24 protein-coding genes are annotated in these 26,601 nt (G+C 49.2%); 5 read left to right on the forward strand and 19 right to left on the reverse strand.

All coding sequences use genetic code 11. From position 1 onward, the window contains the following. Window positions 1–47: 47 nt before the first annotated feature. The 6 genes from H8710_RS09710 to H8710_RS09735 form a co-directional block, all read right to left on the reverse strand. Window positions 48–1,073 (reverse strand): NAD(P)H-dependent glycerol-3-phosphate dehydrogenase, encoded by a 1,026-nt coding sequence (locus H8710_RS09710; protein WP_249295339.1) that lies wholly within the window; start codon window positions 1,071–1,073, stop codon window positions 48–50. An 80-nt stretch (window positions 1,074–1,153) separates the two neighbouring features. Further along, entirely contained in the window at window positions 1,154–1,807 is a 654-nt protein-coding gene (gene plsY, locus H8710_RS09715) for a glycerol-3-phosphate 1-O-acyltransferase PlsY (protein WP_249295340.1), read from the reverse strand. 33 nt (window positions 1,808–1,840) lie between these two features. Then, window positions 1,841–3,172: a ribosome biogenesis GTPase Der gene (gene der / locus H8710_RS09720; protein ID WP_249295341.1), complete on the reverse strand. Its 1,332-nt coding sequence runs from the start codon at window positions 3,170–3,172 to the stop codon at window positions 1,841–1,843. Window positions 3,173–3,238: 66 nt separating this feature from the next. Next, entirely contained in the window at window positions 3,239–4,549 is a 1,311-nt protein-coding gene (locus H8710_RS09725; protein ID WP_249295342.1) for a DUF512 domain-containing protein, read from the reverse strand. Window positions 4,550–4,703: 154 nt separating this feature from the next. Then, the gene (gene rpmF, locus H8710_RS09730) at window positions 4,704–4,886 is read right to left on the reverse strand and encodes a 50S ribosomal protein L32 (RefSeq protein WP_249295343.1); all 183 of its coding nucleotides are present in this window, start codon (window positions 4,884–4,886) and stop codon (window positions 4,704–4,706) included. Between the two features lie 45 nt (window positions 4,887–4,931). Then, window positions 4,932–5,423, reverse strand: a complete 492-nt coding sequence (locus tag H8710_RS09735; RefSeq protein WP_249295344.1) for a YceD family protein — start codon at window positions 5,421–5,423, stop codon at window positions 4,932–4,934. 691 nt (window positions 5,424–6,114) lie between these two features. Between H8710_RS09735 and ilvB the strand changes: the two genes are divergently transcribed. From ilvB to ilvC, 3 genes are read left to right on the forward strand one after another with little or no spacing between them, the layout of a single operon-like run. Then, on the forward strand, window positions 6,115–7,731 hold the full coding sequence (ilvB, locus tag H8710_RS09740; RefSeq protein WP_249295345.1) for a biosynthetic-type acetolactate synthase large subunit: 1,617 nt from the start codon (window positions 6,115–6,117) through the stop codon (window positions 7,729–7,731). 15 nt (window positions 7,732–7,746) lie between these two features. Beyond that, the gene (gene ilvN / locus H8710_RS09745; RefSeq protein WP_249295346.1) at window positions 7,747–8,241 is read left to right on the forward strand and encodes an acetolactate synthase small subunit; all 495 of its coding nucleotides are present in this window, start codon (window positions 7,747–7,749) and stop codon (window positions 8,239–8,241) included. A gap of 36 nt (window positions 8,242–8,277) precedes the next feature. After that, window positions 8,278–9,297 (forward strand): ketol-acid reductoisomerase, encoded by a 1,020-nt coding sequence (ilvC, locus tag H8710_RS09750; RefSeq protein ID WP_249295347.1) that lies wholly within the window; start codon window positions 8,278–8,280, stop codon window positions 9,295–9,297. 137 nt (window positions 9,298–9,434) lie between these two features. Here ilvC and H8710_RS09755 read toward each other — a convergent pair whose 3' ends face one another. The 3 genes from H8710_RS09755 to H8710_RS09765 all read right to left on the reverse strand — a co-directional run bounded on the left by H8710_RS09755 (window position 9,435) and on the right by H8710_RS09765 (window position 11,404). Further along, entirely contained in the window at window positions 9,435–9,875 is a 441-nt protein-coding gene (locus H8710_RS09755; RefSeq protein WP_249295348.1) for a hypothetical protein, read from the reverse strand. Between the two features lie 248 nt (window positions 9,876–10,123). Continuing rightward, window positions 10,124–10,534: a CBS domain-containing protein gene (locus H8710_RS09760; RefSeq protein WP_249295349.1), complete on the reverse strand. Its 411-nt coding sequence runs from the start codon at window positions 10,532–10,534 to the stop codon at window positions 10,124–10,126. A 312-nt stretch (window positions 10,535–10,846) separates the two neighbouring features. Further along, complete coding sequence (locus H8710_RS09765) at window positions 10,847–11,404, reverse strand: NUDIX domain-containing protein (RefSeq protein WP_249295350.1); 558 nt, start codon at window positions 11,402–11,404, stop codon at window positions 10,847–10,849. Between the two features lie 54 nt (window positions 11,405–11,458). Here H8710_RS09765 and H8710_RS09770 point away from each other — a divergent pair, with 54 nt between their 5' ends. After that, complete coding sequence (locus tag H8710_RS09770) at window positions 11,459–12,355, forward strand: M14 family zinc carboxypeptidase (RefSeq protein WP_249295351.1); 897 nt, start codon at window positions 11,459–11,461, stop codon at window positions 12,353–12,355. Here the strand turns inward: H8710_RS09770 and H8710_RS09775 are convergent. Continuing rightward, window positions 12,345–12,779, reverse strand: coding sequence for a GtrA family protein (locus tag H8710_RS09775; RefSeq protein ID WP_249295352.1), 435 nt, complete (start codon window positions 12,777–12,779; stop codon window positions 12,345–12,347). The two genes, H8710_RS09770 and H8710_RS09775, sit on opposite strands and share 11 nt — an antisense overlap. A 101-nt stretch (window positions 12,780–12,880) precedes the next feature. On the opposite strand from H8710_RS09775, the gene H8710_RS09780 reads away from it, so the two are divergent. After that, on the forward strand, window positions 12,881–13,486 hold the full coding sequence (locus tag H8710_RS09780) for an amidase domain-containing protein (protein WP_249295353.1): 606 nt from the start codon (window positions 12,881–12,883) through the stop codon (window positions 13,484–13,486). A 51-nt stretch (window positions 13,487–13,537) separates the two neighbouring features. On the opposite strand, the gene ftsH is transcribed toward H8710_RS09780, so the two are convergent. From ftsH to H8710_RS09825, 9 genes are all read right to left on the reverse strand, one after another. After that, entirely contained in the window at window positions 13,538–15,436 is a 1,899-nt protein-coding gene (ftsH, locus tag H8710_RS09785) for an ATP-dependent zinc metalloprotease FtsH (RefSeq protein WP_283242866.1), read from the reverse strand. Between the two features lie 83 nt (window positions 15,437–15,519). Further along, complete coding sequence (gene hpt / locus H8710_RS09790; RefSeq protein ID WP_249295354.1) at window positions 15,520–16,059, reverse strand: hypoxanthine phosphoribosyltransferase; 540 nt, start codon at window positions 16,057–16,059, stop codon at window positions 15,520–15,522. Between the two features lie 32 nt (window positions 16,060–16,091). Then, on the reverse strand, window positions 16,092–17,489 hold the full coding sequence (gene tilS / locus H8710_RS09795) for a tRNA lysidine(34) synthetase TilS (protein ID WP_249295355.1): 1,398 nt from the start codon (window positions 17,487–17,489) through the stop codon (window positions 16,092–16,094). Beyond that, entirely contained in the window at window positions 17,479–18,834 is a 1,356-nt protein-coding gene (dnaB, locus tag H8710_RS09800; protein WP_249295356.1) for a replicative DNA helicase, read from the reverse strand. The genes tilS and dnaB overlap by 11 nt, the downstream gene beginning before the upstream one ends. A 70-nt stretch (window positions 18,835–18,904) precedes the next feature. Beyond that, window positions 18,905–19,351, reverse strand: coding sequence for a 50S ribosomal protein L9 (gene rplI, locus H8710_RS09805; RefSeq protein WP_249295357.1), 447 nt, complete (start codon window positions 19,349–19,351; stop codon window positions 18,905–18,907). A gap of 18 nt (window positions 19,352–19,369) precedes the next feature. Continuing rightward, the gene (locus H8710_RS09810) at window positions 19,370–21,337 is read right to left on the reverse strand and encodes a DHH family phosphoesterase (RefSeq protein ID WP_249295358.1); all 1,968 of its coding nucleotides are present in this window, start codon (window positions 21,335–21,337) and stop codon (window positions 19,370–19,372) included. Between the two features lie 91 nt (window positions 21,338–21,428). Continuing rightward, on the reverse strand, window positions 21,429–23,426 hold the full coding sequence (locus H8710_RS09815) for a ribonuclease J (RefSeq protein WP_430413311.1): 1,998 nt from the start codon (window positions 23,424–23,426) through the stop codon (window positions 21,429–21,431). Between the two features lie 448 nt (window positions 23,427–23,874). Next, the gene (gene murD, locus H8710_RS09820) at window positions 23,875–25,215 is read right to left on the reverse strand and encodes a UDP-N-acetylmuramoyl-L-alanine--D-glutamate ligase (protein ID WP_249295360.1); all 1,341 of its coding nucleotides are present in this window, start codon (window positions 25,213–25,215) and stop codon (window positions 23,875–23,877) included. Further along, window positions 25,212–26,588, reverse strand: a complete 1,377-nt coding sequence (locus H8710_RS09825; RefSeq protein WP_249295361.1) for a MurL-like N-terminal domain-containing — start codon at window positions 26,586–26,588, stop codon at window positions 25,212–25,214. The genes murD and H8710_RS09825 overlap by 4 nt, the downstream gene beginning before the upstream one ends. Window positions 26,589–26,601: the final 13 nt, after the last annotated feature.

Genomic DNA, 26,601 nt, shown 5'->3' on the forward strand with positions numbered 1-26,601 from the left:
AAGGAAAGAACCGGACAGCTTTTATGCTGCCCAGTTCTAATTTTTGATTATGCCGGTTCGTTTCCACCTTGGAGCCAAATTTTTTCGTTTTCATGCCGTTTGGGCCGCCCCATCAAATCCGAGATGGCCTGCTTAATGTCCTTATTTCGATACAATACATCATAAAGTTGCTCTACAATTGGCATGGAAACATGCTTCTCCCGAGCCAATTCATAGGCAGATTTGGTGGCGATGCAGCCCTCTACCGTCATTCCCACCCTTTCGATAGCCTCGTCTGGTGTCAGCCCCTGTCCAATGAGGATGCCGGTCCGGTGGTTTCTAGAATGCATACTGGTACAGGTGACGATCAGATCCCCGATGCCGGCAAGGCCGGAAAAAGTCTCTGCGTCCGCTCCCATAGTGGTTCCCAGACGAGCGATCTCAGCGATGCCCCTGGTCATCAGCGCCGCTTTGGCGTTATCCCCCAGCTGTAGCCCGTCGCAGATTCCGGCACAGACTGCGATAATGTTTTTGAGCGCCCCGCCCAATTCCACGCCAATTACGTCATCGCTGACATAGATGCGCAGCGTTTTGTTGCTGAGAGTGTCCTGAATGTACTCAGCGCTTTCCCGGCATTTGGATGCCGCCACGATTGTGGTCGGAACCCCCCGTGCGATTTCCTCCGCGTGGGACGGACCGGACAAAATGACGATGGAATGGTCAGATATTTCTTCCTCGATGACCTGGGACAAACGTTTTTGGCTGCCGCTTTCCAGGCCTTTCGCCACGCTCGCTACCACCGTATTCTCCCCCAATATGCTTTGGGCTGCTCTAGCTGTCTCCCGGATGGCGAAGGACGGCACTGCTAGAATCACCACATCGGCGCCCCTTCCTTCTTCCAAATCGCTGGTTAAATGGATACCGCTGTGGACAGCCACCCCAGGCAACAGTTTTTTATGCTCCCCCCAGCTGCGTATTTGATTAATTTCCTCGGGAAACTTTCCCCACAAGGTGACTGTGTGACCAAACCGGTGGCTCATGACCGCCAACGCAACACCGAAGCCTCCAGTTCCCATAATGGTAATCTTTGCCATACTCTTTCCTCCTGCCGCTCTCTGCGGCTCTCCTTCCAAAAGACAAAGATGCGGCAGGGAATTCCCCACCGCACGGATTGTCATTGTTTTTTCTTTCCAAACTTATTTTCAGTGCCGTTTAACAGCCGTTTAATATTGGAACGGTGCATAAAAACCACGATTCCGCCGATAAGAAGGGCCGACAGAGTGTCGAACCAGACCACGTCGGACCGGATAATTAGACCTTGCACAAGTGTAGCGATAGGAAAGACCACCGCTGCACTGATAGACGCCAGCGAAACAATCTTGCTGATTGCTACGACAATTCCGAATACCGCCAGCACCACTAAAAAGACAATGGGATCCAAAATAAGAATGATGCCCGCCGACACCAATATACCCTTACCGCCCTTAAATCCGTAGAAAACTGGGAAACAATGGCCCAAAAGTGCCAAAAGCGCCATCAGATAGTCGGCATAGAACACGTCCGTTGCCCCGCCGACGTAATGGATAATCAGATGTCCTAGCAACACGGCGATGATTCCCTTGCAGAAATCGCCCACAGTCGTGATGACGGCCGGCAGCTTTCCAAAAGTCCTCAAAACGTTTGTCATACCGGCGTTGCCGCTGCCATAGTCGCGGATATCCTTTTGGGCGAACAGCTTGGATACAATGATGGCAAAATTGATGCTCCCCACCAAGTAGGCCAGCACCCCCGCCAGAACAACCGACAGTATCAGCCGAAAAAGTACCATAACGATGATCCTTTCTGTCTCGTATTCTCCAAATTAGGTATCGTTTCTGTCCCGCTCCCTGACGATAAAGCGGATGGGTGTTCCCTGCAAATCAAAGGTCTCCCGGATCTGGTTTTCCAGATACCGCTGATAGGAAAAGTGGAAAAGTTCCTTCCGGTTGACAAACGCCACGAATGTAGGTGGCTTGGTAGACGCCTGAGTAATGTAGTAAATCTTTAGCCGCCGTCCCTTATCAGACGGAGGCTGCACCCGTGCAGTAGCGTAGGCCAGCAGGTCGTTTAAGGAACCAGTAGTCACCCGGATGGCGTTTTTCTCTGCCACTTCCTTGATCATCTCATATAGTTTATTCACCCTTTGTCCCGTCAATGCAGAAATAAACAAAAACGGCACATAGGACATGAAGCTGAAATCCACTCTGAGTTTGTCAGAAAACTCCTTCATGGTCTTGTCGGTCTTGTCTTCCACAGCGTCCCACTTGTTGACGGCGACGATACAGCCCTTGCCCTGCTCATGGGCGTAGCCTGCCACCTTGCTGTCCTGTTCAGTAAAGCCTTCAGTCGCGTCGATGACAATGACACAGACATCGGCCCGGTCCACCGCCATATAGGCGCGAAGTACGCTGTAACGCTCGATGTTTTCAAAAACCTTGGATTTTCTCCTGATCCCCGCAGTGTCGATAAAGACAAACTTACCGCTTTCGTTTTCCACCACCGTGTCCACTGCGTCACGGGTGGTGCCGGCGATGTTGGAGACAATGACCCGCTCTTCCCCGGCAATTTTGTTGATGAGGGAGGATTTTCCAACATTGGGCTTGCCGATGACCGCCACCTTGATGACGTCGTCGCCGTAGTCCTCTTCCTCCCCTTCGGGCAGATGTTTTAAAACCTCGTCCAGCAAGTCGCCGGTGCCGTGTCCGTGTGTGGAAGAAACCGGTATGGGATCGCCCAACCCCAAATTGTAAAACTCATAGACTTCCGCCGGAGTATCGCCAATGCTGTCTACCTTGTTGACACAGAGAATGATGGGCTTTCCGCTCTTTAATAGCATGGTTGCCACTTCCTGGTCGGTTGCGGTCACACCGGATCGCACGTCGGTCACTAGTATAATGACGCTGGCGCTCTCGATGGCTACTTCTGCCTGCCGCCGCATCTGGGACAAAATAACGTCTTCGGAATAAGGCTCGATACCACCGGTGTCCACCAGCATGAATTCGTGATTCAGCCATTCGCACTGGGCGTAAATCCGATCTCTGGTCACGCCGGGCGTATCCTCCACAATAGATAGCCGCTGGCCGATGAGTTTATTGAACAAAGTGGATTTCCCCACGTTGGGCCGCCCTACAATGGCGACAATTGGTTTTGCCATATTAAAAATCCGTATCCTTTCCATAAGGGCAAGTAAAAATGCCCTTCCTTATCTATCCCATTCCCCTCAACACTCTTCGCCGAGGAGATTTCTCAGCACTTCATAGCCATCGGCCTCCACAGGTACAAGAGGCAGCCCCAAGGCTTCTTCCGCTTCTTCAATGGAAACGTCGTCGAGAAACAAATCCCCCTGATACCGGAGCATTTCCGTGGGAATCAGAATTCTGTCTCCAACGGCTTCGCCTTTAACCTGTTCCATCAGGTCTTTTCCGGTGATCAGACCCGCGACAGTAATATTTTCTCCAAAAAAGCGGTTTTCCACCGCAATCACCTTACAATTTAGATTATGCCATTTTTTCCGGGCCTCGTCAACCAATTTCTGGATAAAGGGGGCCGCGGCTACACCTGTAGCCACTGTCAGGTTGCGTTCTCTGCCGTCTGCCTCAAACTCCTCCATGGCTTCCACAAATTGCTGCCGCTGAAGGGCGATGACGCCGACGCCATTTTCCAGCTGATTGAAATCCCCGTAGAACGTGGCGTCGGGAATGGACCGCTCGGCCTTAATGTAAAATTCGTCGGCCGCGTAGAAAAGCCTATCGCCGGTCTTTTCAAACTGCTCGTCTCCAAACCGGTCGATGAGGTCGATTGTCTTCCCCGCCTCCTCCCTGGTGTAAGGCCGCAAAGGAAACAGCCCGTCCCGGAATTTCGTCAGGCCCACCGGCACACAAGACACCGTCAGGAGACTTTTCCCCAGCGTCTTTAGGTCGTTGAAGCTCTGAATCAGCTCCGGCCCATCGTTGAGGCCGGGACAGAGCACCAGCTGAGTGTTGAGAGAAATCCCCGCCTCAGCAAACCGCCACAGTGTCTTTAAAGCATCTCCGGCGAACCGGTTGTGCATCATTTTACATCGCAGTTCGGGATTTGTCGTGTGCACTGAGACGTTGATGGGGGAAATTTTCATTTTAATGGTTCGCTCAATGTCGTGCTCTGAGAGATTGGTCAAAGTGATGTAATTCCCATAGAGAAAAGACATCCTCGCGTCGTCGTCTTTGAAATAAAGGGTCTCCCGCATACCGGGAGGCATCTGGTCGATAAAGCAGAAAACGCATTGGTTCCGGCAGGAACGCTGCTTGTCCATCAAATAGGTGTCAAACAAAAGCCCCAAATCGTCGTACTCGTCCTTCTTGCGGATCACAACAGTCTTTTCCCGGCCGCCGCTACTGAGCTCTAGCTTGAGCTTTTTCTCCATCATGTAAAATCGATAGTCCAGCACATCAATGATCTGATTTCCATTAATGGAGATCAGCCGGTCTCCCGGATGAATGTCCGCCTTGGCCGCCGGACTGTGTTTCTCAATACCTGAAATGACAACGCTCATAGAATTCCCCACCGTGCGCCCGAAGGCTTCTGCACCCTTTCCTAGTTTATTACTAGTCTCTCCCATACATCCAGAAAAAAATCGCCCGATAAAGCGAAAGCTTATCGGGCAGCATATGCACTATTTAAATCAAAAACCATCTGCAGGTCAAAGCTTACGCTTCTTTTTTGATGACCTCTACGCCTTTGTAATAGCCGCAGTTTCCGCAAACTTTATGCGGTGCTTTCAGTTCGCCGCACTGTGTGCATTTGGAGAAAGCAGGCATGTCGAGCTTCCAAACGTTGGAGCGTCTTTTGTCTCTTCTGGCTTTCGATACTTTTCTCTTTGGTACTGCCATGTTTAGCACCTCCTTAACATTGAGCAATCAGGAACGATGTAGTTCCTATTCCAGCAATTTTCCCAAAACTTCAAGCCTCGGGTCAATTGATTTTTTTTCGCATTCGCAGCTGTCAAAATTCAAATTCCTGCCGCACTGCCCACAGAGCCCTTTACAGTCTTCTGTGCAAAGCACTTTGCTGGGAAGTTCCAGAAATAAGTCGGCGCGCACCAGCTCGTCAAGATCCAGCTGGCTGTCCTCGCAAACAACATACTCGTCATTATCGGTATTGAGTTTTCTCACCAACACATGCTGAAAAGAAAAATCATACGCCCGTTCAAATTCTCCCATACAGCGGTCACAGTGAAGGTTCAGTACAAATTTCACACTGAAAAAAAGCCTTACCACTTGAGCTTTGTTTTCAATTTGCCCGGAAACTTTCACCGGCATCTGAAAAGGGTGTTCCCCATTGTATTCCTCATCGGAAAAGTCCAGGGAAAGATCAAACGTTTTGCGTTCTCCGACAATGTCAAAGAGCTGCCTTAAATCAATTCTCATTTCGACACCTCATAATGCCACAACGATAATTATATTACAAAACAAATCCATTTGTCAACCACCAAGCAGGGATTTTGCAAAGTTTTTGCAATTCCACTGAATCCCTAAGGAAGACGATTACCATCATAGCAAAGTTTCACAAAAAAGTAAAGACGTTTTTTCCACATTAAAAAACTGACGGAAATGCCGTAAAAATAGGAATGTGACAGTTTCCTGTGTGGGAAATTCCGACACTATTCGACGGAGATTCGTGGAAAAAATCTTTACTTTTCCACCATGATTCCCATGAAACCAAATAATTATTCCACCATTTCCACATAGTTTTCAACATTCTGTAGAAAACAAATTGGATATTGCCTTGAAAAAAATATTTGTTCTTTGGGTTTTTAGAGTATTAAAAAACGGATTTTTTCACAAATATTTTTTTGGAATCGAAAAAATTTATTTTATTTTCCGTAACAAAAAATAAACATGATTCCACTAACACCCTATTTTTTATACAACTTCAGATACGGAAACAGGGTGTTACTTGTTTACTTTACTAATTTAAATAAGTAAATTCGCAAAAAAACAATTTCTGTCTTGACGAATAGGCCGAATAAGCTATATAATGATAGGTAATCTTTCGGGAAATCATGTGTTTTTTCCCGGAAAACGTTGCCATTATAAAACATAAGGAGGTGTTTTAGACGTGATTAGCGTGAGTCAAGCAATCGTTGAATGTCTGGAGCGGGAGGGCGTACAGGTCGTCTTCGGTTATCCAGGAGCTGCTATCTGTCCCTTTTATGATGCCCTCAGCCAGTCGGATATTCGCCATATCCTGGTCCGCACTGAGCAAAATGCGGGGCACGCAGCCAATGGTTACGCCCGAATGACCGGGAAACCCGGCGTCTGTGTCGTAACCTCCGGCCCTGGTGCCACCAATCTGATTACAGGCATTTCCACAGCGTACATGGATTCTATACCCCTTGTCATCATCACTGGACAGGTTTCGTCCGAACTGCTGGGACGTGACGTTTTCCAGGAAGTGGACATTACCGGCGCTGTTGAACCCTTCATCAAGCACAGCTACCTCGTCAAGGACCCTTCCCAAATTGGGCGCATTTTTAAAGAAGCGTTCTATATTGCGGGCACCGGCCGGCCCGGCCCCGTCCTCATTGATATTCCTGTGGATGTCCAAAAGGAACTGATTGATTTTTCCTATCCCAAAGACGTGAGCATCCGCTCCTATAAACCCAGCACCAAAGGCCACGTGGGACAGATCCGCAAAGCTGCGGAAGTGATCCGCAAGGCAAAGCGCCCCCTCATCTGCGCCGGCGGCGGCGTCTTCGGCGCTAAGGCGACAGATGAACTTCTTAGCTTTTCGAAAAAGACCCGGCTTCCTATCGTACATACCATGATGGGTATTGGTGCCGTCCCCCCTGACTATCCCTTGGACTACGGTATGATCGGCATGCACGGTGTTAAACCCGCCAATTATGCCATCGGACACGCCGACGTGCTGATTCTAGTGGGTTCCCGGGTAGGAGACCGCTCTGTGCCCAATCCGGACAGCATTTCCAGCAAGAAAACTGTCATCCATATCGACATTGATCCCGCCGAAATTGGAAAGAACGTTGAGGCCACAATTCCCGTCGTGGGCGACGTTAAACTAATTCTCAAGCAGCTGGGCAACGAAATGCAGGAAGCTGACTTTGGTCGCTGGATCGATGATCTAAACGAAGTCCGTGTCACCGCTGAATGTGACTTATCCGATCGTATAAACGCTGTAAATCCCAAATTATTTGTTCATAAGCTCTCGGAAAAAGCTGCTCAAAACAGCGTTTTAGTGGCTGATGTAGGACAAAACCAAATTTGGGCCGCTAACGGCTTTGCTATCAAAGACGGGCGGTTTCTTACCTCTGGCGGCATGGGAACCATGGGATATTCGCTCCCCGCGGCCATGGGCGCCAAACTCGCTTCCCCTGACCGGGAGGTTATCGCTATTTGTGGAGACGGCTCCTTTCAGATGTCTTTTATGGAGCTTGCCACCCTATGCCAGCACCAGATTCCTGTCAAAATCATTGTAATGTGTAACAACCGACTCGGCATGGTCCGGGAACTCCAGGCAAAACAGTACGAGAACAATCTGGCGGCCGTCTTTCTGGACGGAAGTCCTGATTTTGTTAAGCTGGCGGAAGCATACCGCATCCCCGCCATGCGCATCGACTCCGACGGGGAAATCGACGAAGCCATCGACGCGCTTTTAAATGCGGAAGGCCAATTTTTGCTGGAAGTCACGGTGGATCCGCTGGAATCCACATTGTAAAAGGAGGCGCTCACGATGAAACATACCATTTCCGTTTTAGTGGAAAACCATCCCGGCGTCCTGTCCAGGGTTTCCGGCCTATTTGCCCGCCGGGGCTTTAACATTGAAAGCCTGGCGGTCGGCACCACAGCCCAGCCCGACGTATCCTGCATCACCATAGTCGTAGACGACAAGGAAAACGTGGTGGAGCAGATCAACAAGCAGCTCAACAAACTCATTGACGTTATCAAGCTGAAAGATTTCACCCCCGACGAGATTGTTAGCCGGGAGCTTATGCTTATCAAGGTGAATTCCACCAACCAGACCCGCGGTGAAATCGCCGAGCTTGCAAAAATCGCCGGTGCCAAAATCGCCGACATTACCCGCAACTCGATTACCTTGGAATGCTGCGATACTACCGACCGGCTGGAAAACCTTTTGGATCTCTGCCGTCCATACGGCTTAAAAGAAGTGATTCGCACGGGAACCATTGCCCTTGAAAAGGGCAATGAGCAACTGACGATAGATTAACCCGACGAAAGGGAAAATTTAAGGAGGACATTTTTTATGGCAAAGATTTTTTACGCAAAAGACTGCAACTTGGATTTGCTCAAGGGTAAAACTGTTGCAATTATCGGCTATGGCAGCCAGGGCCACGCCCATGCGCTGAACCTGCACGAAAGCGGTGTAGATGTTATCATCGGCCTCTACGAAGGCTCAAAATCCTGGGCCAAAGCGGAAGCCCAGGGCATGAAGGTCTATACTGCCGCCGAAGCCGCTAAAAAAGCTGATATCATCATGATCCTCATCAACGATGAGAAACAGGCAAAAATGTATAAAGAAGACATCGAGCCCAACCTCAAGTCTGGCGATATGTTGATGTTTGCCCACGGCTTTAACATCCATTATGGCCTTATCAAGGCCCCAAAAGATGTTGATGTCACTATGATCGCTCCCAAGGGCCCCGGCCACACTGTCAGAAGCGAATATCAGGAAGGCAAAGGCGTTCCCTGCCTGGTCGCCGTTCATCAGGATGCCACCGGCCACGCTCAGGACATGGCTTTAGCCTACGCTGCCGGCATCGGCGGCGCAAGAGCCGGCGTTTTGGAAACCACCTTCCGCACCGAGACTGAAACCGACTTGTTCGGTGAGCAGGCAGTCCTCTGCGGCGGCGTTGTTGCTCTCATGCAGGCTGGCTTCGAGACTCTAGTGGAAGCAGGCTACGACCCTAGAAACGCTTATTTTGAGTGCATTCACGAAATGAAGCTCATCGTCGACCTTATTTACCAGTCTGGCTTCGCTGGAATGCGCTACTCTATCTCTAACACCGCTGAATACGGCGATTACATTACCGGCCCTAAAATCATCACCGAAGAAACAAAAAAAGCTATGAAGAAAGTCCTCTCCGATATCCAAGACGGCACCTTTGCCAAGGACTTCCTCCTCGACATGTCCGACGCAGGCGGCCAGGTCCACTTCAAGATGATGCGGAAACTAGGCTCCGAGCATCCTGCTGAGAAAGTAGGCGAAGAAATCCGCAAACTTTACAGCTGGAACGACGAAAGCGACAAGCTGATTAACAACTAATCTAAATTCCTTTAAAAAACGGACAGCTGTTGCTGTCCGTTTTTATTTTTTGAATCATCTGCGGTATAGCCTTCACTTTTTAAAATGAAAAAAGCCAACCGTCCTGTGGAACGCTTGGCTTTTTGCTGATACAAATATTACAACGCTGTATCAAATAGCGCATTAACTTGATCTTCAGCAAATTTGACTGCTTTTTTGCACTGTTCATCGGTGACTTTAGAAGCACCAAACAGACCTTTTTTGACCTCTAAGCCTAATACACCAGAAATGGTTACACCATGTTTGTCAAAGATAGCTTTCAGCTCACCTGTATCAGAAGAACCGTCTTTATTGAGAGAAATAAGGGCTACATTTTCCGCTCTGGTCTTGTCTAAATCCTCACAGAAAGCAATCAGCTTCTTATCGAGGGACCCGTAGCTCTCAAAAATAATAATGACCAGTCTTTCCTTCTCACAGGGATACGCGGGGGGGATCCGGTCTCCTTTGCATTTAAAGTCCCGGCTGATCTGCTCTGCCACTATTTCTGGATTTCCCTGTTTCCCTTCTTTTTTCTCTGTATAGAGTACCTGCATCTTCACAATAATCGATCTCCTTTTGCGAAAAAATCATATTCGCTTCTATGTAAATTCTTACATTAAAACGGCGTTAATATATAATATATCATAAAATAAAAAGCCCAAAAACAACAAAATGTAAATAAATCATGAAATAAGGATCAGATGCCCTCATAATCATTGTCTGCAAACAGATTCTTAAATCAATCCTGCTGTACCATTAAAAAGCGAAAACGGGTCCTCCGTTTTCGCTTTTTGCGTCTGCTAAAAATCTACGGCATCGAAATATCGAACAACGCCTGGACAGCATCTCGGTCGCAGGCATTCCTCGACAAATCACAGAGGGAGGCCATGCCAATCAGATGCCCCTCCTGCACCACCGGCACCCGTCTTATTTGATTACGACACATTTCCTTTGCCAGCTGATCCACCGGGGCATCGGGACTCACCTTAACAACCGATGACGTCATGATTTCCTCTGCCTTGCAGTTTTTAGGATCCTTTCCGTTAGAAATGCAGCGCAGTACAATATCACGGTCGGTCAAAATCCCACAAATCTCTTCGCCGCTCACTACGGGTACAGCACCGATACCGTGCCTTCCCATAATTTTTGCCGCCGTCTCCGCAGAATCTTCCCTTGACACTGTGACGACTGACGGAGTCATTACATCTCTTACCTGCATTGAACATCCACCTCCTGTTTTTTAGGAAGTGTACCCTATTTGATAACGATTTATCCATTATAGGCATTCTTTTTTCTAAAAACATTCTTTTGATTATTTTTTACTTTTTTTTGCCATATAATTCTTTATGGATACAGACATGCAAACCATACATCCATCAAACCGTTCTTCACACTCAGTGTCCAATTTTAAATCCGCTTTATGACTTACTCAGTTATCCACAATGTTTTCAAAAAAATGTGGATAATTTTATGCTCTAAAAGCCGCAGCCCGTTATTGAAATAGAAAATGTACAACAGTAACGCTTCTTCGCTATTTCTTCTTTTGGTGGAACAGCATATAATCTGTTTTCAGGAAAGCTGCCTGCGTTTTGGCATCGCAGATTTCGCCGATAATCACATCTCGCTTTAAATCCTGATAAGGCATCTGTACAACCTCAAGAAACTCGTCGGCATCCAACTTGGGCTCGACAAATTTGAGGTCCATGGCAATGTACATATGAATCACTTCATCATCGTAGGCCGGAGAAGGGTAAAGATCTCCAATGTAAACCAGCTTTTCGGGAATAATGCCGGTTTCTTCTTTGAGTTCACGCAAAGCGCACTCATGCGGTTCTTCCCCTTCGTCCATCTTGCCTGCAGGTATTTCTGTCAACACCTTACCGAAGGGGTAACGGAACTGTCGTACGACCACGACCTTATAATCGTCCATCAGCGGAACAACGCAGGCCGCTCCTTTATGACGGATGACTTCCCGGGTGGTTTCCTTGCCGTTGGGAAGAGTCACCACATCCCGTTCCAATTTTACGATATGCCCTTCAAAAATAACTTCCGAAGAAACCTTTGTCTCGGTAAAACTTTTATTTTCCATTTTATTACTTCCTTTCATAAACCAAATTCTATCAAACCACAAGGAGGAAACCATGTGAAACACGATTTTCTGCCCAGTTATGACCAAATGTTACGAACAATTGCAAAAATGTGTGAAACCTACCCGCAGCTTCATCTGCACTCCATTGGGAAAAGTGTCCTCAAACGGGACATTTACGCTCTTTCGGTTGGAAACGTGGAAAAAGAAGCCGCTATCTTCGTCGGGGGCACCCACGGTCAGGAGTGGCTCACCGCCTCGCTGTTGCTCCTGTTTTTGGACGACTTGCTTTCCTCTGTCCAGTCGGGAGGTCCTTTGGAGGAAATCGACTTTTCCCTCGCTCTCCAAAAGCGGGGGCTTGTAATTGTCCCCGCCCTCAACCCGGACGGTGTCGAGATCGCCTTAAACGGCCCCGAAAGCGCTAGGTGGCGTAAAAACTGCGTCAAAAAAATCATGAATAAGAGCGACCTGACCTGGCAGGCCAACGCCCGCGGCGTAGACTTAAACCACAACTTTGACGCAGGCTTCCCTATCCTCCAGAAGCTGGAACGAGAGGCGGGCTTCTGCAGTCCTTCACCTAGACGGTACGGTGGAAAACGCGCTCTTTCAGAACCGGAAAGCAGAGCCATCGTAAAATATGTCCGCAAACATAATATCAGCAGACTATATGCCTTTCATTCCCAAGGAGAAGAAATTTTTTACGAATATGATAGTATCCCCGTCCCATTGGGAGAGGAAATTGCTCAGACCCTATCCAAACTCAGCGGCTACGAGCTGGTGGAAAACGCGGGTCTTTACTCCCACGGCGGCCTCAAGGATTGGTTTATCAAAGAATTCCGCCGGCCGGGATTTACGATCGAAATAGGTAAAGGTGAAAATCCCCTGCCCCTGTCCGATTTAGACCCCATTTATCGTAAAATTCGCCGCATGATGGCAGCAGCAGTTATTTTATAGCCCCATTCTCCTTTTTTCGAAAAATCACTAGCTTGCTGGCCGCATAATTGAAAATAATGACAAATACATTGGAAACAAGCTTCATCCACTTGTCGTTGAAGCCCAGATAATCAGCAAATAGCCACATGAATCCCACGTCCAGCACGCCGGACAGTGCCCGAGCCCCAAAAAACGAAACCATTTCAAAGGATAACGCCTTCCATCCCCGAACCTTAGACCGGAAAACAAAAATCCGATTGGTCACATAGGCAAATATCACCGACAAAATCCATGCGATCACCGTTGGCACCGTCGTGGTTCCAAACAGCGGGGCAAACAAGAGATACGAAACGTAGTTGACCAGCGTTGTCAGCACGCCGAAAAACAAATAGGAAATGAGCTCACGGTTTTTCTGGAGCAGTTCTTTTCCGTCCAGGATACACACCTTCTTTATTGAAACCCTATTTTTACAAACGCTTTTCCGCCGGACTGCATATAATGCCCTGTCAGGACTATCTTACCCTGTATCGGAAAGCGAGGAAGCCTATGGCAACTTCATATGATTTAGTGGAGGTCCCGTACTACCGGGATCAAGCGGTCGCCTATGCCAACTATTGGGCATACCGGCGAAACCCCAATTACTATTCCTTTGACCAAATCGGTGGAGACTGCACAAACTTTGTCTCCCAAGCGCTCTACGCCGCCAACGGAGTCATGAATTTCACACCTACTTACGGCTGGTATTATCTGAGCATCGACGACCGTGCGCCCGCCTGGACGGGGGTCGTCTATCTCTACAATTTTCTCACTACCAACAAAGGCCCCGGCCCCTTCGGCCACGAGGTTCCCTTAGAGGAAGTCCAGCCCGGCGATGTCATTCAAATGGATTTAAACGGCGAGGAATTCGGTCACACGGTTATCGTCACATCCATACGCGGGGAACCAAATCCAGACAACATCTGGATTGCCGCCCATGACATGAATGCCAACTGCCGCCCCATCGCCACCTACGATTATTACCGTATCCGCGCCATCCATATCGATGGTGTCCGATACTTCCATCGGGGCGAAGCTCAGCGGCCTAACTTCTTTGAAAACCTGTTCCGTCCCCGCACGCCGGTAACCGGTTCGGAAGTGCCGCCCCAGCCATAACTTTGCCAAAAAAGAGGCTCAGAAGTCTGAGCCTCTTTTTTTCCTGTGTTTTTATATTCCGCTTGGTTCCGGACTGGAGGAAATAGTGCCATCCAAATGTTCCGGTTTCGGCTCGTCGTCCAGCGGATTCTTCGGCGTGTAATCCAGTTCACCCTTCATCAGCTTATCAAAGGTAGCTGCGTCGATTTTTTCATTCTCGATGAGGTAATGGGCCACTTTGTGAAGTTCTGCCATATGGGCATTCAAAATATCCTCTGCCTGCTGATACCCGGTATCGATGATTTCCCGGATTTCGCTGTCGATTTCGGCCGCAACATTCTCTGAGTAGTTTCTGGTATGGTTGAAGTCCCTGCCCAGGAACACTTCGCTCTCATCCTGCCCGTAGACAATGGGGCCAAGCTTCTCGCTAAACCCGTAACGGGTAACCATGCTCCTGGCAATCTTGGTCGCTCGTTCAATATCGTTGGAAGCGCCGGTAGAGATATCGTCCAGCACCAGTTTTTCAGCCACACGGCCGGCCAGCAGGGTGACGATTTCCTCTTTCATTTCCTTGCGCTGCATATAGCTTTTGTCGTGTTCCGGCAAGGAAAGGGTATACCCCCCCGCCATGCCGCGGGGAATGATGGAAACCTCATGGACTGGATCTTGGGTCTCACTGTAAAAAGTAGTCACCGCGTGGCCAGCCTCGTGGAAGGCTGTCAGGCGTTTTTCCCGGTCGGAGATCACCTTGGAGCGCTTTTCGGGGCCCGCAACCACCTTGATGGTCGCCTCCTCGATGTCCTGCTCGGTGATGGCCTTTTTGCCCTTCCGAGCCGCCAGCAGTGCCGCCTCGTTCATCAGGTTTTCCAAGTCCGCGCCGGTGAATCCGGCAGTCGTCTTGGCGATAACCGAAAGGTCCACGTCAAAGCCCAAGGGCTTGTTTCTCGAATGGACCTTGAGGATTTCTTCACGGCCTTTCACGTCGGGGTAATTGACCACGATCTGCCGATCAAAACGCCCCGGGCGGAGCAGCGCCGGGTCGAGAATATCCCGCCTATTGGTGGCCGCGATGACGATAATGCCCTCGTTGGAGCCAAAGCCGTCCATTTCCACCAGCAGCTGGTTTAAGGTCTGCTCTCTTTCGTCGTGGCCGCCGCCCAAGCCCGCGCCGCGCTGTCGACCGACGGCGTCGATCTCGTCGATAAAGATAATCGACGGGGCATTTTTCTTCGCCTGTTCAAACAAGTCCCGCACACGGGAAGCGCCGACGCCAACGAACATCTCGACAAAGTCGGAACCAGAGATAGAGAAAAACGGTACGCCCGCTTCTCCTGCCACAGCCCGGGCCAACAGGGTTTTACCGGTGCCAGGAGGGCCGATGAGCAGCACGCCCTTTGGAATTCTCGCACCCAGCTCGTTAAACTTTTTGGGATATTTCAAAAACTCGACGATTTCCGCCAGTTCTTCTTTTTCTTCGTCCGCTCCCGCCACTTCGGCGAAGGTGGTCTTTTTACCCATCTGGACGGGATTTTTCATGTTGGCTTTTCCGAACTGACTCATCTTGCCCCCGCCGTTGGCCTGCTTAAACATGAAAAACCACAGCGCGCCCATGCCGATGATCAGCACCAGGTAAGGCACCATGCTCCAAAGCCAGCTGTTATCCGTGGCTCGCTGCCAGTCGTAGTTCATTTTGGCATCGGGGTGCTCGTCGTTATAGGCTTCAATATATGGCTGAACCGTCTGGACAAAGAACTGGGGGCTGGGCACCAGGTAAACGATTTGCTTATCGGTGCCGTTTTCGTTGACCGTCATGGTCAGTTCGCCGCTGCCTAAATCCAAATCGTATTTTTTTACCTTTTGATCCTCAAAGTAATATAAGATTTCAGAATATGTGTACTGTTTTTGTTGGGGCATCATCATCCGCATGATATAAGAAGAACCGATCAGCAAAACAGCGATGACTGCAATCATTAAAACGATGGATCCGCCTCGTTTTTTCTGCAATCAAACCACTCCTTTCGGTATATTATTTTTATATAAATACGAATAGTTTATCATTTCGTATAGACTTCTGGCTTTAAAACGCCGATATACGGCAAGTTTCTGAACTTTTCATCATAGTCGAGGCCGTAGCCCACAACAAATTCATCGGGCACAGTAAAACAGCAGTAATCCGGGGTCAAAGGAGCCGCCCTGCGCTCCGGTTTATCCAGCAGGGTCGCGATCCGGATAGACGCCGTCCCCCTGTCGGAAAGCATTTTAGTGATATAGTGAAGGGTTTTTCCGCTGTCTAAAATGTCCTCCACAATAAGAAGATCCAAGCCGTGGAGGTTTATGTCCAGGTCCTTGATAATCTTGACGACGCCACTGCTTTCAGTACCAGAACCATAACTGGACACGCACATAAAATCAATTTGGCAGGGCACGGTAATCGCCCGCATCAGATCCGCCATAAAAACGACAGATCCCTTGAGTACGCTGACCATCATCAGGTTTTTTCCGGCGTAATCCCGGCTGATCTGGGAACCCAGTTCCTTTACTTTGTCTGCAATCTGCTCTTCGGTGAGCAGTACCTGTTGGATTGCATTTTCCATGGTTTGTCTCCTTCGTGTATTCCGGCGGGACACTACCGCATTTCAGTTATCAGCAGCACCCGCTTGGTATCCTCTGTCACAGCCGCCCGTTTACCTACTCCCAGAAACTCCACAGCGAGAATCTCTGCGTCATCGCAGACGACTAAGGCCCTCCGTCGGTCGGCTACAGGCACTTTTTTTTCGTTGAAAAACTTCTTGACCGTTTTGGTGCCATTGCTTTTCGGGGTTTTGAGCCGGTCGCCGCTCAACTTCTGCCTGAAAACCAACTTACCAATTATTGTATCATAATCCAGGGCAAAAATTAATAAGTTTTTATAAATTTTTTCCAAATGTGCTGCGTCTTCCCGGCCCAAAACCTGTAATTTCAGTGTTCTGTTCCGACAAACCGAAAAATTCCCTGAAACTTCAGTGTATGCGACAGTGATTTTGGACGTTCCTCCCGCTTTCGGAAGTTCTGTTTCTAGCCGAAAAAATGCAGTTTCCCGCGCAGCCTCCTCGAGAAATAGTCTGCTCTCTTTTGCCCTCAGGTAAACATTCCGCCCCATTTCCTGGCGGCCCTCCCCGGTGTGGAGCAATCCGGCGACTCTGTCGACATTTTGATACTCCAGTGGGAAGCCAAAATACTCTAAAATTTTGGCGGCAATCCGAGATAAAATCACAGCCGGCTTCCCGGCAATAGGTTCCAGCCATAAAAAGCCATCCCCCTGCATCTGATCCCACAGGCCACGGACAATTCTGTCCAGATATTCCTCGTCCATTTGCAACGCCGTTACCATTCTGGCAAAGCTTCGGTCCGCTGATGGATTGATTTCAAAAAACTTGGGGATAATTTCAGCGCGGATTTTATTCCGCAGATAGTCAGTGGACAAATTGCTGCTGTCGGTTACAAACGAAAGCTCTTTCCGCCGGCAATAATCCTCCACGCTCTCCCGCGTACACTGTAAAAGCGGCCGGACAATATTGCCCCGCGCAGCTGGTATGCCGCAGAGGCCCTTGAGCGCTGTCCCCCGAATCATGTGAAAAACCACTGTCTCCATGTTGTCGGAGAGGGTGTGGGCGGTGGCTATCATGCCGTCCGTCCCCGCGGCCTCTTCAAAAAACCGATACCGCTCTTCCCGGCCGCAGGTTTCGACGGAGAGGCCGGTCTCGGCTGCCAATTTTGCCACATCAACCTGTTTTACCTGGAGCGAAACCCCATATTGTTGGCAGAAATCCCGTACAAAGTTCTCGTCCCTTAAACTTTCTTCCCCCCGAAGGCAGTGGTTTAAGTGAACCGCCTCCAACGTAAGGCTCAAATCCTCCCGGAGTTCCACAAGACGATAAAGCAGGGAAACCGAGTCCGCGCCGCCGGAAAAACCGACGACGACCCGCTTTCCCTGCAAATGTTCCGTCAAAAACTTATCTTCTAAGCACTTTTTGTTATTGCTCATCACGATACAGCTCCACATTGCTGAACCTGGTGTACTCACCCTGCCAACCGATGGTCACGTCTCCGGTGGAACCGTGCCGGTTTTTGGCGACGATGCAGGTTGCAGTGTTTTTATTGGAGTCGTCCTCTTCCTCCGCATAATATTCCTCACGGAACAAAAACAAAACGATGTCGGCATCCTGCTCGATAGAACCGGACTCTCGAAGGTCCGAAAGCATGGGTCTGTGACCCTGCCGCTGTTCTACCGACCGTGATAGCTGGGACAGGCAGATAACCGGAACATTCAATTCCTTTGCCATCACCTTGAGACCCCTCGTAATCTGAGAGATTTCCTGTACCCGGTTGTCGATGCGGGACCCGGTGGTCATTAGCTGCAAATAGTCGATGATGACAAGTCCCAGGTTTTTCAGCCGCCGAAGCTTGGCCTTCATCTGGGCCACCGTCATACCCGCGGTGTCGTCCAAATAAATCGAAGTGCCGCTGAGCTTTTGGGCAGAAACCGCCAGCCGGGACCACTCCTCCGCCTCAAGATGACCAGTGCGCAGCTTGTCACTGACAATCATTGAATCGGAGCAGAGCATACGAGAGACCAGCTGGGGGTTGGACATTTCCAGTGAAAAAACCGCCACGTCGGTTCCCGTCTTAAGTCCCACATTCGCAGCAATATTCAGCGCAAAAGCGGATTTACCCATACCGGGGCGCCCCGCAACCAAAATAAGATCGGACTTATTGAGGCCCGAAATCAACACGTCTAAACCGGTGAAACCGGTGGGAAGTCCAGTAAAGCGGGTATCGTGCTTGGCGTGCATCTGGTAAATTTCGTCGTACACCCCGATGATCACTTCGCTGATGGGCTTGAGCTCTGAAACCTGCCGTCCTTGCCGAATGTCGTAAATCTTCTGCTCCGCAGAGTCGAGAAGCTGAGTGGCCGAGCCCTCCCCTTCCCGAACGGAGGACGCGATATCGGTCGCCGCAGACAAAAGGTTACGCAGGTAAAATTTCTCTACCACAATGTCGCAGTAATGACCCAAGTTTGCCGTTGTAGGCACCAGCTCCATCAAATGAAGCAGATAAGTTTTGGCGTTTTGATCGCTGTCGAAAATATCCGCCCGTTTCGCCTCGTCTAAAAAAGTGACAAAGTCGATTGGTTTGGATTCACTGAACATCTTAATCATCAGGGAATAAATTTCCTGATGCTGAGAGGTGTAAAACACCGCCGGCGACATGATCTTATTCATGATTTCGGTTAGCAGCTCCGGGTCGATGAGAACGCTTCCCAGTATTGACTGCTCTGCCTCCAGGTTATAGGGGAGGTTTTGACCGTATTCGTTTAAGCTTTGATCCATGGTGGGCACCCCTTTTGTCCGTCGCTTTTTAGGAAAATAAAGCGTCCTTATGGGTTAAGGACGCTTTGAATTACTGTTCGGAAACTTGGACCTTCATAGCCGCAACAACCCCGTTATGTAACTTTACATCGAAGCTGAAGGTGCCGAAGGCCTTGATTTCACTGGACAAGGTGATTTTTTTCTTATCCACTTCCAATTTATATTCCTGCTTCAAAGACGACGCGATTTCTTTAGCAGTCACCGCACCAAAGAGTTTGCCGCCGTTTCCGGCCTTGGCGGTCACGTGGACGGTTTGACCGTCCAGCCGCTCCTTCTCCGCTTTGGCGTTATCCAGCTCCATCTGTGCGTGATGTGCCTTTGCCGCATCCTGGGTTTTTTTATTGTTGATGGCGCCTGCGGTTGCTTCCATAGCCAGTCCCTTGGCCAACAAAAAATTTCTCGCGTATCCGTCGGCCACATTGACAAGATCGCCTTTTTTGCCGCTGCCCTTGACATCCTGCAACAGAATTACTTTCATGTCCATTACTCCTTTGTCTTACGATTTCTCTTGAAAATACTGATCGATGCTCTCTAACAGCATCTGTTTTACTTTTTCTATTTCCAGGCCTTTGATTTGAGCGCCCGCCATGGTATGATGGCCGCCGCCGCCCAGTTTTTCCATAATCACCTGAACGTTGATAGCACCCATCGACCGGGCGGAAATGTTGATGACCCCATCGATCTCATACAGGACGAAGGAACCGTCCACCCCGTCAATTCCCAAAAGCTCATCCGCGGCCTGAGGCGCAACCACTCGCATATCATCGGACGAATAATCGCTCTCCGCCACGGCGCATCCCTTATAAATCTGGGCGGCCGCCACGATGCGGGTCTTCCGCTGGTAAGAGTCCATGGTGCTGGCGAACAGTTTCCGCACAATGACAGTGTCCGCGCCGATGCGCTTGAGATAGGCCGCCGCCTCAAAAGTGCGGACGCCGGTTTTTAGAACGAAATTGCGGGTGTCCAGCATAATTCCAGACAAAAGCGCCTGAGCGACCACCGAATTAATCCGGCAGTTATCCCCCATGTACTGAATCAACTCCGCCACCATCTCGGATGCGGAGGAAGCGTAGGGTTCGTGATAAAAAATCACCGCGTTTTCAATGTGGTTTACCATTTTGCGGTGATGATCGATGACTACTACCGTTTTGCAGCGGCGGTATACCTCTTCCGATTCTAAAAGGTTCTCGGTGTGAGTGTCACAGATGATGAGCAGGGTGTTGGGGGTAATTCGGAACTGGGCCTCCGCCGGATCGATGAACATGTCGGAGCACTCTTGCTGGCTCAGCATGTCGATGAGAATTTTCGCCAAATTCTTGTTTCTGTCGATTACCACGTCGGCATTTTTCCCGATGCTGCGGATGGCGTAAGCCATGCCCACAGCCGCCCCGACGCAATCCAGATCCCCGAATTTATGTCCCATGACCAGCACCCGGTCCGCCGTCGCAATCAGCTCCGAGAGAGCATTGGCCACAATGCGGGTTTTGACCTTGGTCCGTTTTTCCACCCCTTTTGAAACGCCGCCGTAAAACTCGTAAAGGGTTTTATTTTTAATGACTGCTTGGTCTCCGCCGCGCCCCAGGGCCATGTCTAGGGCCTGCCGCGCGGAAACTTCACTCTGGGATAGAGTTTCTTCGCCTCTGCCGATGCCGATGGAAAGGGTAACCGGCAAATTACCCGCCGTTTGAATCTTGCGGATTTCATCCAGAATGCCGAATCGAGTCTCGATCATTTTCTCCAGATGCTGTTCCTCGGCAACCACCAAAAATTTATCCCCGTCATACCGCTTAATAAAACTGCTGGTCATATTGCTGATAAATTCTTCCAGCGTTGTGTCGATTTCCCCTAAAATTCTCGATTTTTCACTTTCCTTGGCCTGTTGCATGATTTCACCGTAATTGTCCAGCATGATAAGCATGACCGAAGGCCGTGTCAGCCGGTAAAGAGTCGCCTCCTGTTGGACTTGGGTGACGTCCAGAAAATAGAGGGTATAGAGCTTGACGTCATTTTCCTCTTTCTCAACTCCCAAAACTCGATACCAGCGGTTTTCATAAGAAATGAGTTTGCCTTCTGCAGTACAGAAGTCAAGCAGAGGTTCTGTGGTTATCAAATCCACGTCTGTTCCATACAAGTCGTCTTTTAGAAGAATTTTTTCACTGAAGGACGGGCTATACCAGATAATTTCCCGCCCCTCTGTGGCGATGACGACCGGGAGGGGAAAATTATGCAGATAGTTTCGCTGGCTGGTGTCCAGCTGGCCTACAACACCATCCATCATTTTATAGACTTTTTGATAAACGTTGTGTACCTGCCAAACCACTAAGCCGTCTATCGCCAACACCAACGGCAATACGATAAAAAACAGGATGGGGTTGATCATCCAAAGAGCCCCTGTAAGAACAAGGGTAACGGCCATCAAGAGAAATAGATACCCTCTGATGCCCCAACTCTTTTTGTCTTTCATAGCAAAGCCCTGGCCTTTCCGATAAAATAATCCGCATAAACGAGATATATATTATACTTATAGTAAAAATATATTATATCTATTCTTAATGTTATATTTCCATAATAATAGGAAGGATCATCGGATCCCGTTTCGTCTTTTTATAAATAAAGGACGAAAGCTGGTCTTTGACCACTACCTTCAATGCACTCCACTCCCGAACGTTGCGTTCCTGGCAGTCGTCCAGCGCCTTTCGCACCAAGTGCCGCGCATCCTCCATTAGCTGTTCAGATTCCCGTACATACACAAATCCTCGGGAAACGATGTCTGGGCCAGCCACAACAGTGCCGGACTCGCTTTCAATGGTGACGACGACGATAATAAGTCCATCCTGTGCCAAATGTTTCCTATCCCGGAGGACGATAGAACCCACGTCTCCGACGCCGTAACCGTCCACGAAAACGTGACCCGCTTCGACGGAGCCGTTGACCTTCATGTTTTCGCCGTCCAGCTCAATGACCTGCCCCAGGTCGCTGATGAGCATATGGTCAGGGGCAATCCCCAACTCCTGCGCCAGCGACATGTGCTGTTTTAAATGTTTGTACTCGCCGTGGACGGGGATGAAAAACTTAGGCTTGACGATGGACAGCATCATTTTGAGCTCCGCCTGACAGGCGTGGCCGGACACATGTACGTCGTACATGGATTTATAGATGACTTCGGCGCCCAATCGCATCAAATCGTTGATAACGCGGGTGACGTGCTTTTCATTTCCGGGAATCGGGTGTGCGGAAATGATAATAAAGTCTTCGCTGGTGACGCTCACCTTGCGGTGATCTCCCGCAGCCATCCGGGACAGAGCCGACATGGGCTCGCCCTGGCTTCCGGTAGTGACAAGCACCAGTTTGTTCTTGGGATAGCGCCCAATATTATCGATATCGATCATGATGTCCTTCGGGACATTCAAATACCCCAGCTCGATGGCTTTCGCCACTACGTTGACCATGCTCCGCCCGGATACCGCCACTTTTCTTCCGCTTCTCGCCGCATTGTCAATGATCTGCTGGATGCGGTGAATATTGGAGGCGAAGGACGCGATAATAATCCGCTTGTTGCCCGCCTGATGAAAGAGGTTCTCAAAAGCGTATCCTACATTGCGCTCACTTTCGGCGAAGCCAGGACGTTCGGCGTTGGTAGAGTCAGACAACAGGCAGAGAACGCCTTTTTTACCCAGTTCTGCAAACCGGGCGATGTCGATCATACCGCCCTCAATAGGAGTGTAGTCAATTTTAAAGTCTCCAGTCTGGACGACAACGCCAACCGGAGTGGTAATGGCTACCGCCATGGCATCCGGGATGGAGTGATTGACGTGAATAAATTCCACAGACATACAGCCCATCTTGACAATACTGCCCGGAGTTACTGGATTGAGCTTCGCTTTACCCAACAGGCCGTGCTCCTTTAGTTTTCCCTCAATGAGTCCCAAGGCGAGCCTCCCGCCGTAAATAGGTACATTGATTTTCTTTAGAAAATAAGGGATGGAACCGATATGGTCCTCGTGTCCGTGAGTAATGACTACGCCGCGGATTTTTTCCACGTTTTTCTCTAAATAAGTGAAATCGGGGATGACGATATCCACGCCCAACATGTCGGCGTCGGGAAACGCCATACCACAGTCGACAATAAAAATATCATCGCCGTATTCATAGGCGGTCATATTTTTCCCAATTTCATGGAGACCTCCCAAGGGAATGATTTTCAAAGCTGGCTTTTTGGATTTGGAGCCTCCTCTTGGGCGGCGACTGCCGGACTTCTCGTTAGGATTCCGTTTATTCTCTTTGTTGTCAGCCTTTGTAGCCGGTTGTTTTTTTTCGTTCTTAGGTGTCTGTTTTTTACCGCCCTTATTAGGCGCTTTCGGCTTGTTATCCGCAGTCAGTTCCTTTTTAGCCGCTTCTTCTGCCGTTTTCGGCTTGCTGGAAGCTTTCGCGCCTTTGTTATACCGGCGGGAACCGGAGGATCGGGACTTTTTGGCGCCTCCCGCAGGAGCCGCTCCAGTGGATAGAGTTGCGTCGATAATTTTTGTGTCATTGTTTTGATTATTGTTGGTCACATTACTACCTTCCTTTTTCATAATTGCAAAACAGAGGAAGGAAATGAGAAGAAAAGTCCTCTTACGGCCATTTCATGGCAGGACATCCAAGCCCAAAGGGAATTGGCCGCTCATCGGCTTCCCTTCAGGCTTCATTCAAACCCGTTTTGCTATGTAATTTTCGAAGCAGCGCCGTAGGACAGTGGAAACGAACCCTAAAACCCGTCCGTATTCGCTTCTCATGAGCTGCCAGGGGCTTTTCGCTTCATTGATCAATCTGATTCCGATCAAAATCCGAACAAATAGTCCCTTATATTGTACTGTTTTTTTTACTTCCTGTCAAGATGCTGCCAACCTGCCTTTCTATAGCTTGTCTTTAGTATGGGTGTTATTGCTCTGCCCTATGCAGAAAATATTTTTTGTTCCCGACAAAAAAGTGCGCCGGTAAACACCGCCGCACTTTCCTATTTTATTCCTCCCCTTTGACGTATCTCTGAAAGTATTCTCCCCGTTCCTCGAAGTTTTTAAAAAAGCCATAGCTGGCTGCAGCCGGCGATAAAAGGCAGATCTCTCCTTTGTCAGTCACCTTCTTAGCCAAGGTCACCGCATCTTTTAAAGTATCCGCCAGCAAAATGTTTTTCTCGTTGAAAGTGCCCTTAGAGAACACCGACAAAAGCTGCTGAATCCGCTTATCGGTGTCCGGCATCAAAATGATGTTCTTCACCTTTGAGATGAGCAGGTACTGGGCAAGTTCTGTGTAATCCACGCCCCTGTCCATGCCGCCCAACAAAATTGTCCCAACATTTGGCAGGCTCTTCATCCCTTGAATGGTCGTCTCCCCAATGGTAGAGATAGAATCGTCGTAAAAGGTGATACCGTCATAAGTGCCCACATTTTGAAGGCGATGGGGCAGCGGTTCATAGGTCTTGAGAGCCCCCATAAACTGCTCATCGGAAACCCCGTACAGATGGCAGATTGCATAAGCGACCCCAATGTTATATAAATTGTGCTTTCCGACCAGTTTGCTGTCCTCTGGCTGTACCATCAGTTCATGCCCTTCGTAGCGGATGACCCCGTCTTTCACAAAAAGGGCGGCCTCCCGATTATCTGACGATATAGTGATAAGCTTCGGCGCCAGCGGAGTTACATCGTCTGCGTGAAGCATGTCGCAGATAAACACGTCGTTTGCCTTTTGATAACGGCAAATATTCTCCTTGGCGTAAATATAGTTCTCATAGGTTCCATAATGATCTAAATGCTCTTCAAAGAGGTTCAGCAGCACCGCCACATGGGGGGAAACGTGGATGTATTCCAGCTGGTGGCAGGAAAGTTCGTAGACGATCAGAGTGTCCTCATTGATTTGGTCGCAGAGGTCAAAGGCTGGGATGCCGATGTTCCCCATGAGCAGACAGTTTGGATGGGCTGCTTTCAAAATATGATAGGTCAGCGTCGCTGTGGTACTCTTTCCCTTAGTCCCAGTGATGCCGATAACCTGATTCGAGAAGGCGCACAAAAACAGCTCTGTCTGGGAAGTGACCCGTTTAATCACATCCGGGCTTTGGTCTTCCAGCACAATACCCGGACTCTTGAGAATCAAGTCGTACTTGTGCAAATCCTCCTGATATTTCTGCCCCATGATGACAATAGCGCGTTCCACCCCCCGGGTGTCGATTTCGCGCCGGTCGGCAATGGTCAATACCTGCTGAGGCAATTCCTTGCGAATAAAGCGGTAAGCGGCCTTCCCTTCTCGGCCAAAACCCAAAATCAATATTTTTTTGCCCTTTAACTGCTGGTAAATCTCCTTCATCATCGCAATTCCTCCTCATTGAGCGCCTGTTTTAAAAGCGTCCCGAACCGGTTGGGCACCAAATTTTCCTCGTTATAATAACCTTCATAAGGGTTTAATCTGTCTTTATAATGCCCATATAGTCCGGTCTCTATGTAGTGAGCAAGCAGCAGCGGCAGCTTTCTGCCTTCTTTTAGCTGCCGTCCAACGGTCATAGAAAGAGCCACGTTGATTTCTTCCCGGCTCCCCACACATTCAAAGGGCTTTTCCGCCTCTACTCCGATGAGCTGATCGAGAATGGGCAGCATATTTTCGTCCTCTAAAAGATTCCGTCCAAAGATGCTGCAAAGCTCCTCTTCCGTCAAAAATGGTGATAAAATCAAAAAGACAAAAAGGCACTTGGAACAGCTGCCGCACCAAATGTCCTGTTTGCTCCCAGCGTTGCAGCTGCGGAAAATGGAATGGTATGCCTTGAGTCGAGAAAAATATTCTGCGATCTGAAATTCGCTCCAAGGGCGCAATAAACTGAAATAATACACGCCGCTTCCAATGTATTTGGCCTCGTAATTATGAAAATCCTGTTCAAACTGAAAGCTTTTGGAATACTGATGGTTCACGTCGGTTCCAGCGACCGTGCTTTCGTTGGCGCTGGATTCGTTGGATAAAACCACATATTTCCGCCCGGTCATATAAGCTGACAGCACGGAAGAAAACGCCACCAGCGCCGAAAAAGGAGTGTGTCCGTTTAAGAAGCCCTGCTTGTTCAGTTCCAACATATTGTGGTCCAGCGTCCGGGAAACTGAAACGATTTGATTCTTATCATATCCCGCTGTCTCAGCGCTTTTGATCGTCGCTCCGCGGGGGTTGATGATGTAACAGCGATTTTTTTCCCTTTCCCCTTTGAGCAGCTCCAGCGTCACAATGGAATCCTTTCCTCCGCCAATGGGAATGAGGCTCCCCTCCAGCTGGCGTGGGCCCTCCGCCTTCAAATATGCTTTTCCTTCCGATACAATGGTCATAAACGATTCTAAATCCGTCTCGACGCCATTTTTGTAGAAAAACTCCCCCAGTCCGTTATAATACTGTTTTTTCCACCAGCAGACCTGCTCCTGTGAAAGTTTTCCCGCTTTCACTATCACCCGGGGCGAACAGGTAATTTTCCAGTAACTGATGAGTTCTACTAGTCCGATAGAAAAAAGAAGGTTTTGCACTACCGGATTCTCGGCTGAAATATTCTGCCTTTCTTCTTTGGGAAATACCCACTCTGGATGGAATTCAGAAAGTCCGGTTATAAAAAAATGATACTGTACCTTTATTTTCTTTTCGCTTTCCTCAACCGAAAAGTCTTTATAGACGAATTCCGGATACTGCTCCCGGAAGGTCTCGAATTTATCCATTGCACACTCTCCC

The sequence above is a fragment of the Fumia xinanensis genome, from assembly GCF_014384905.1.
Lineage (GTDB): Bacteria > Bacillota > Clostridia > Oscillospirales > Ruminococcaceae > Fumia > Fumia xinanensis.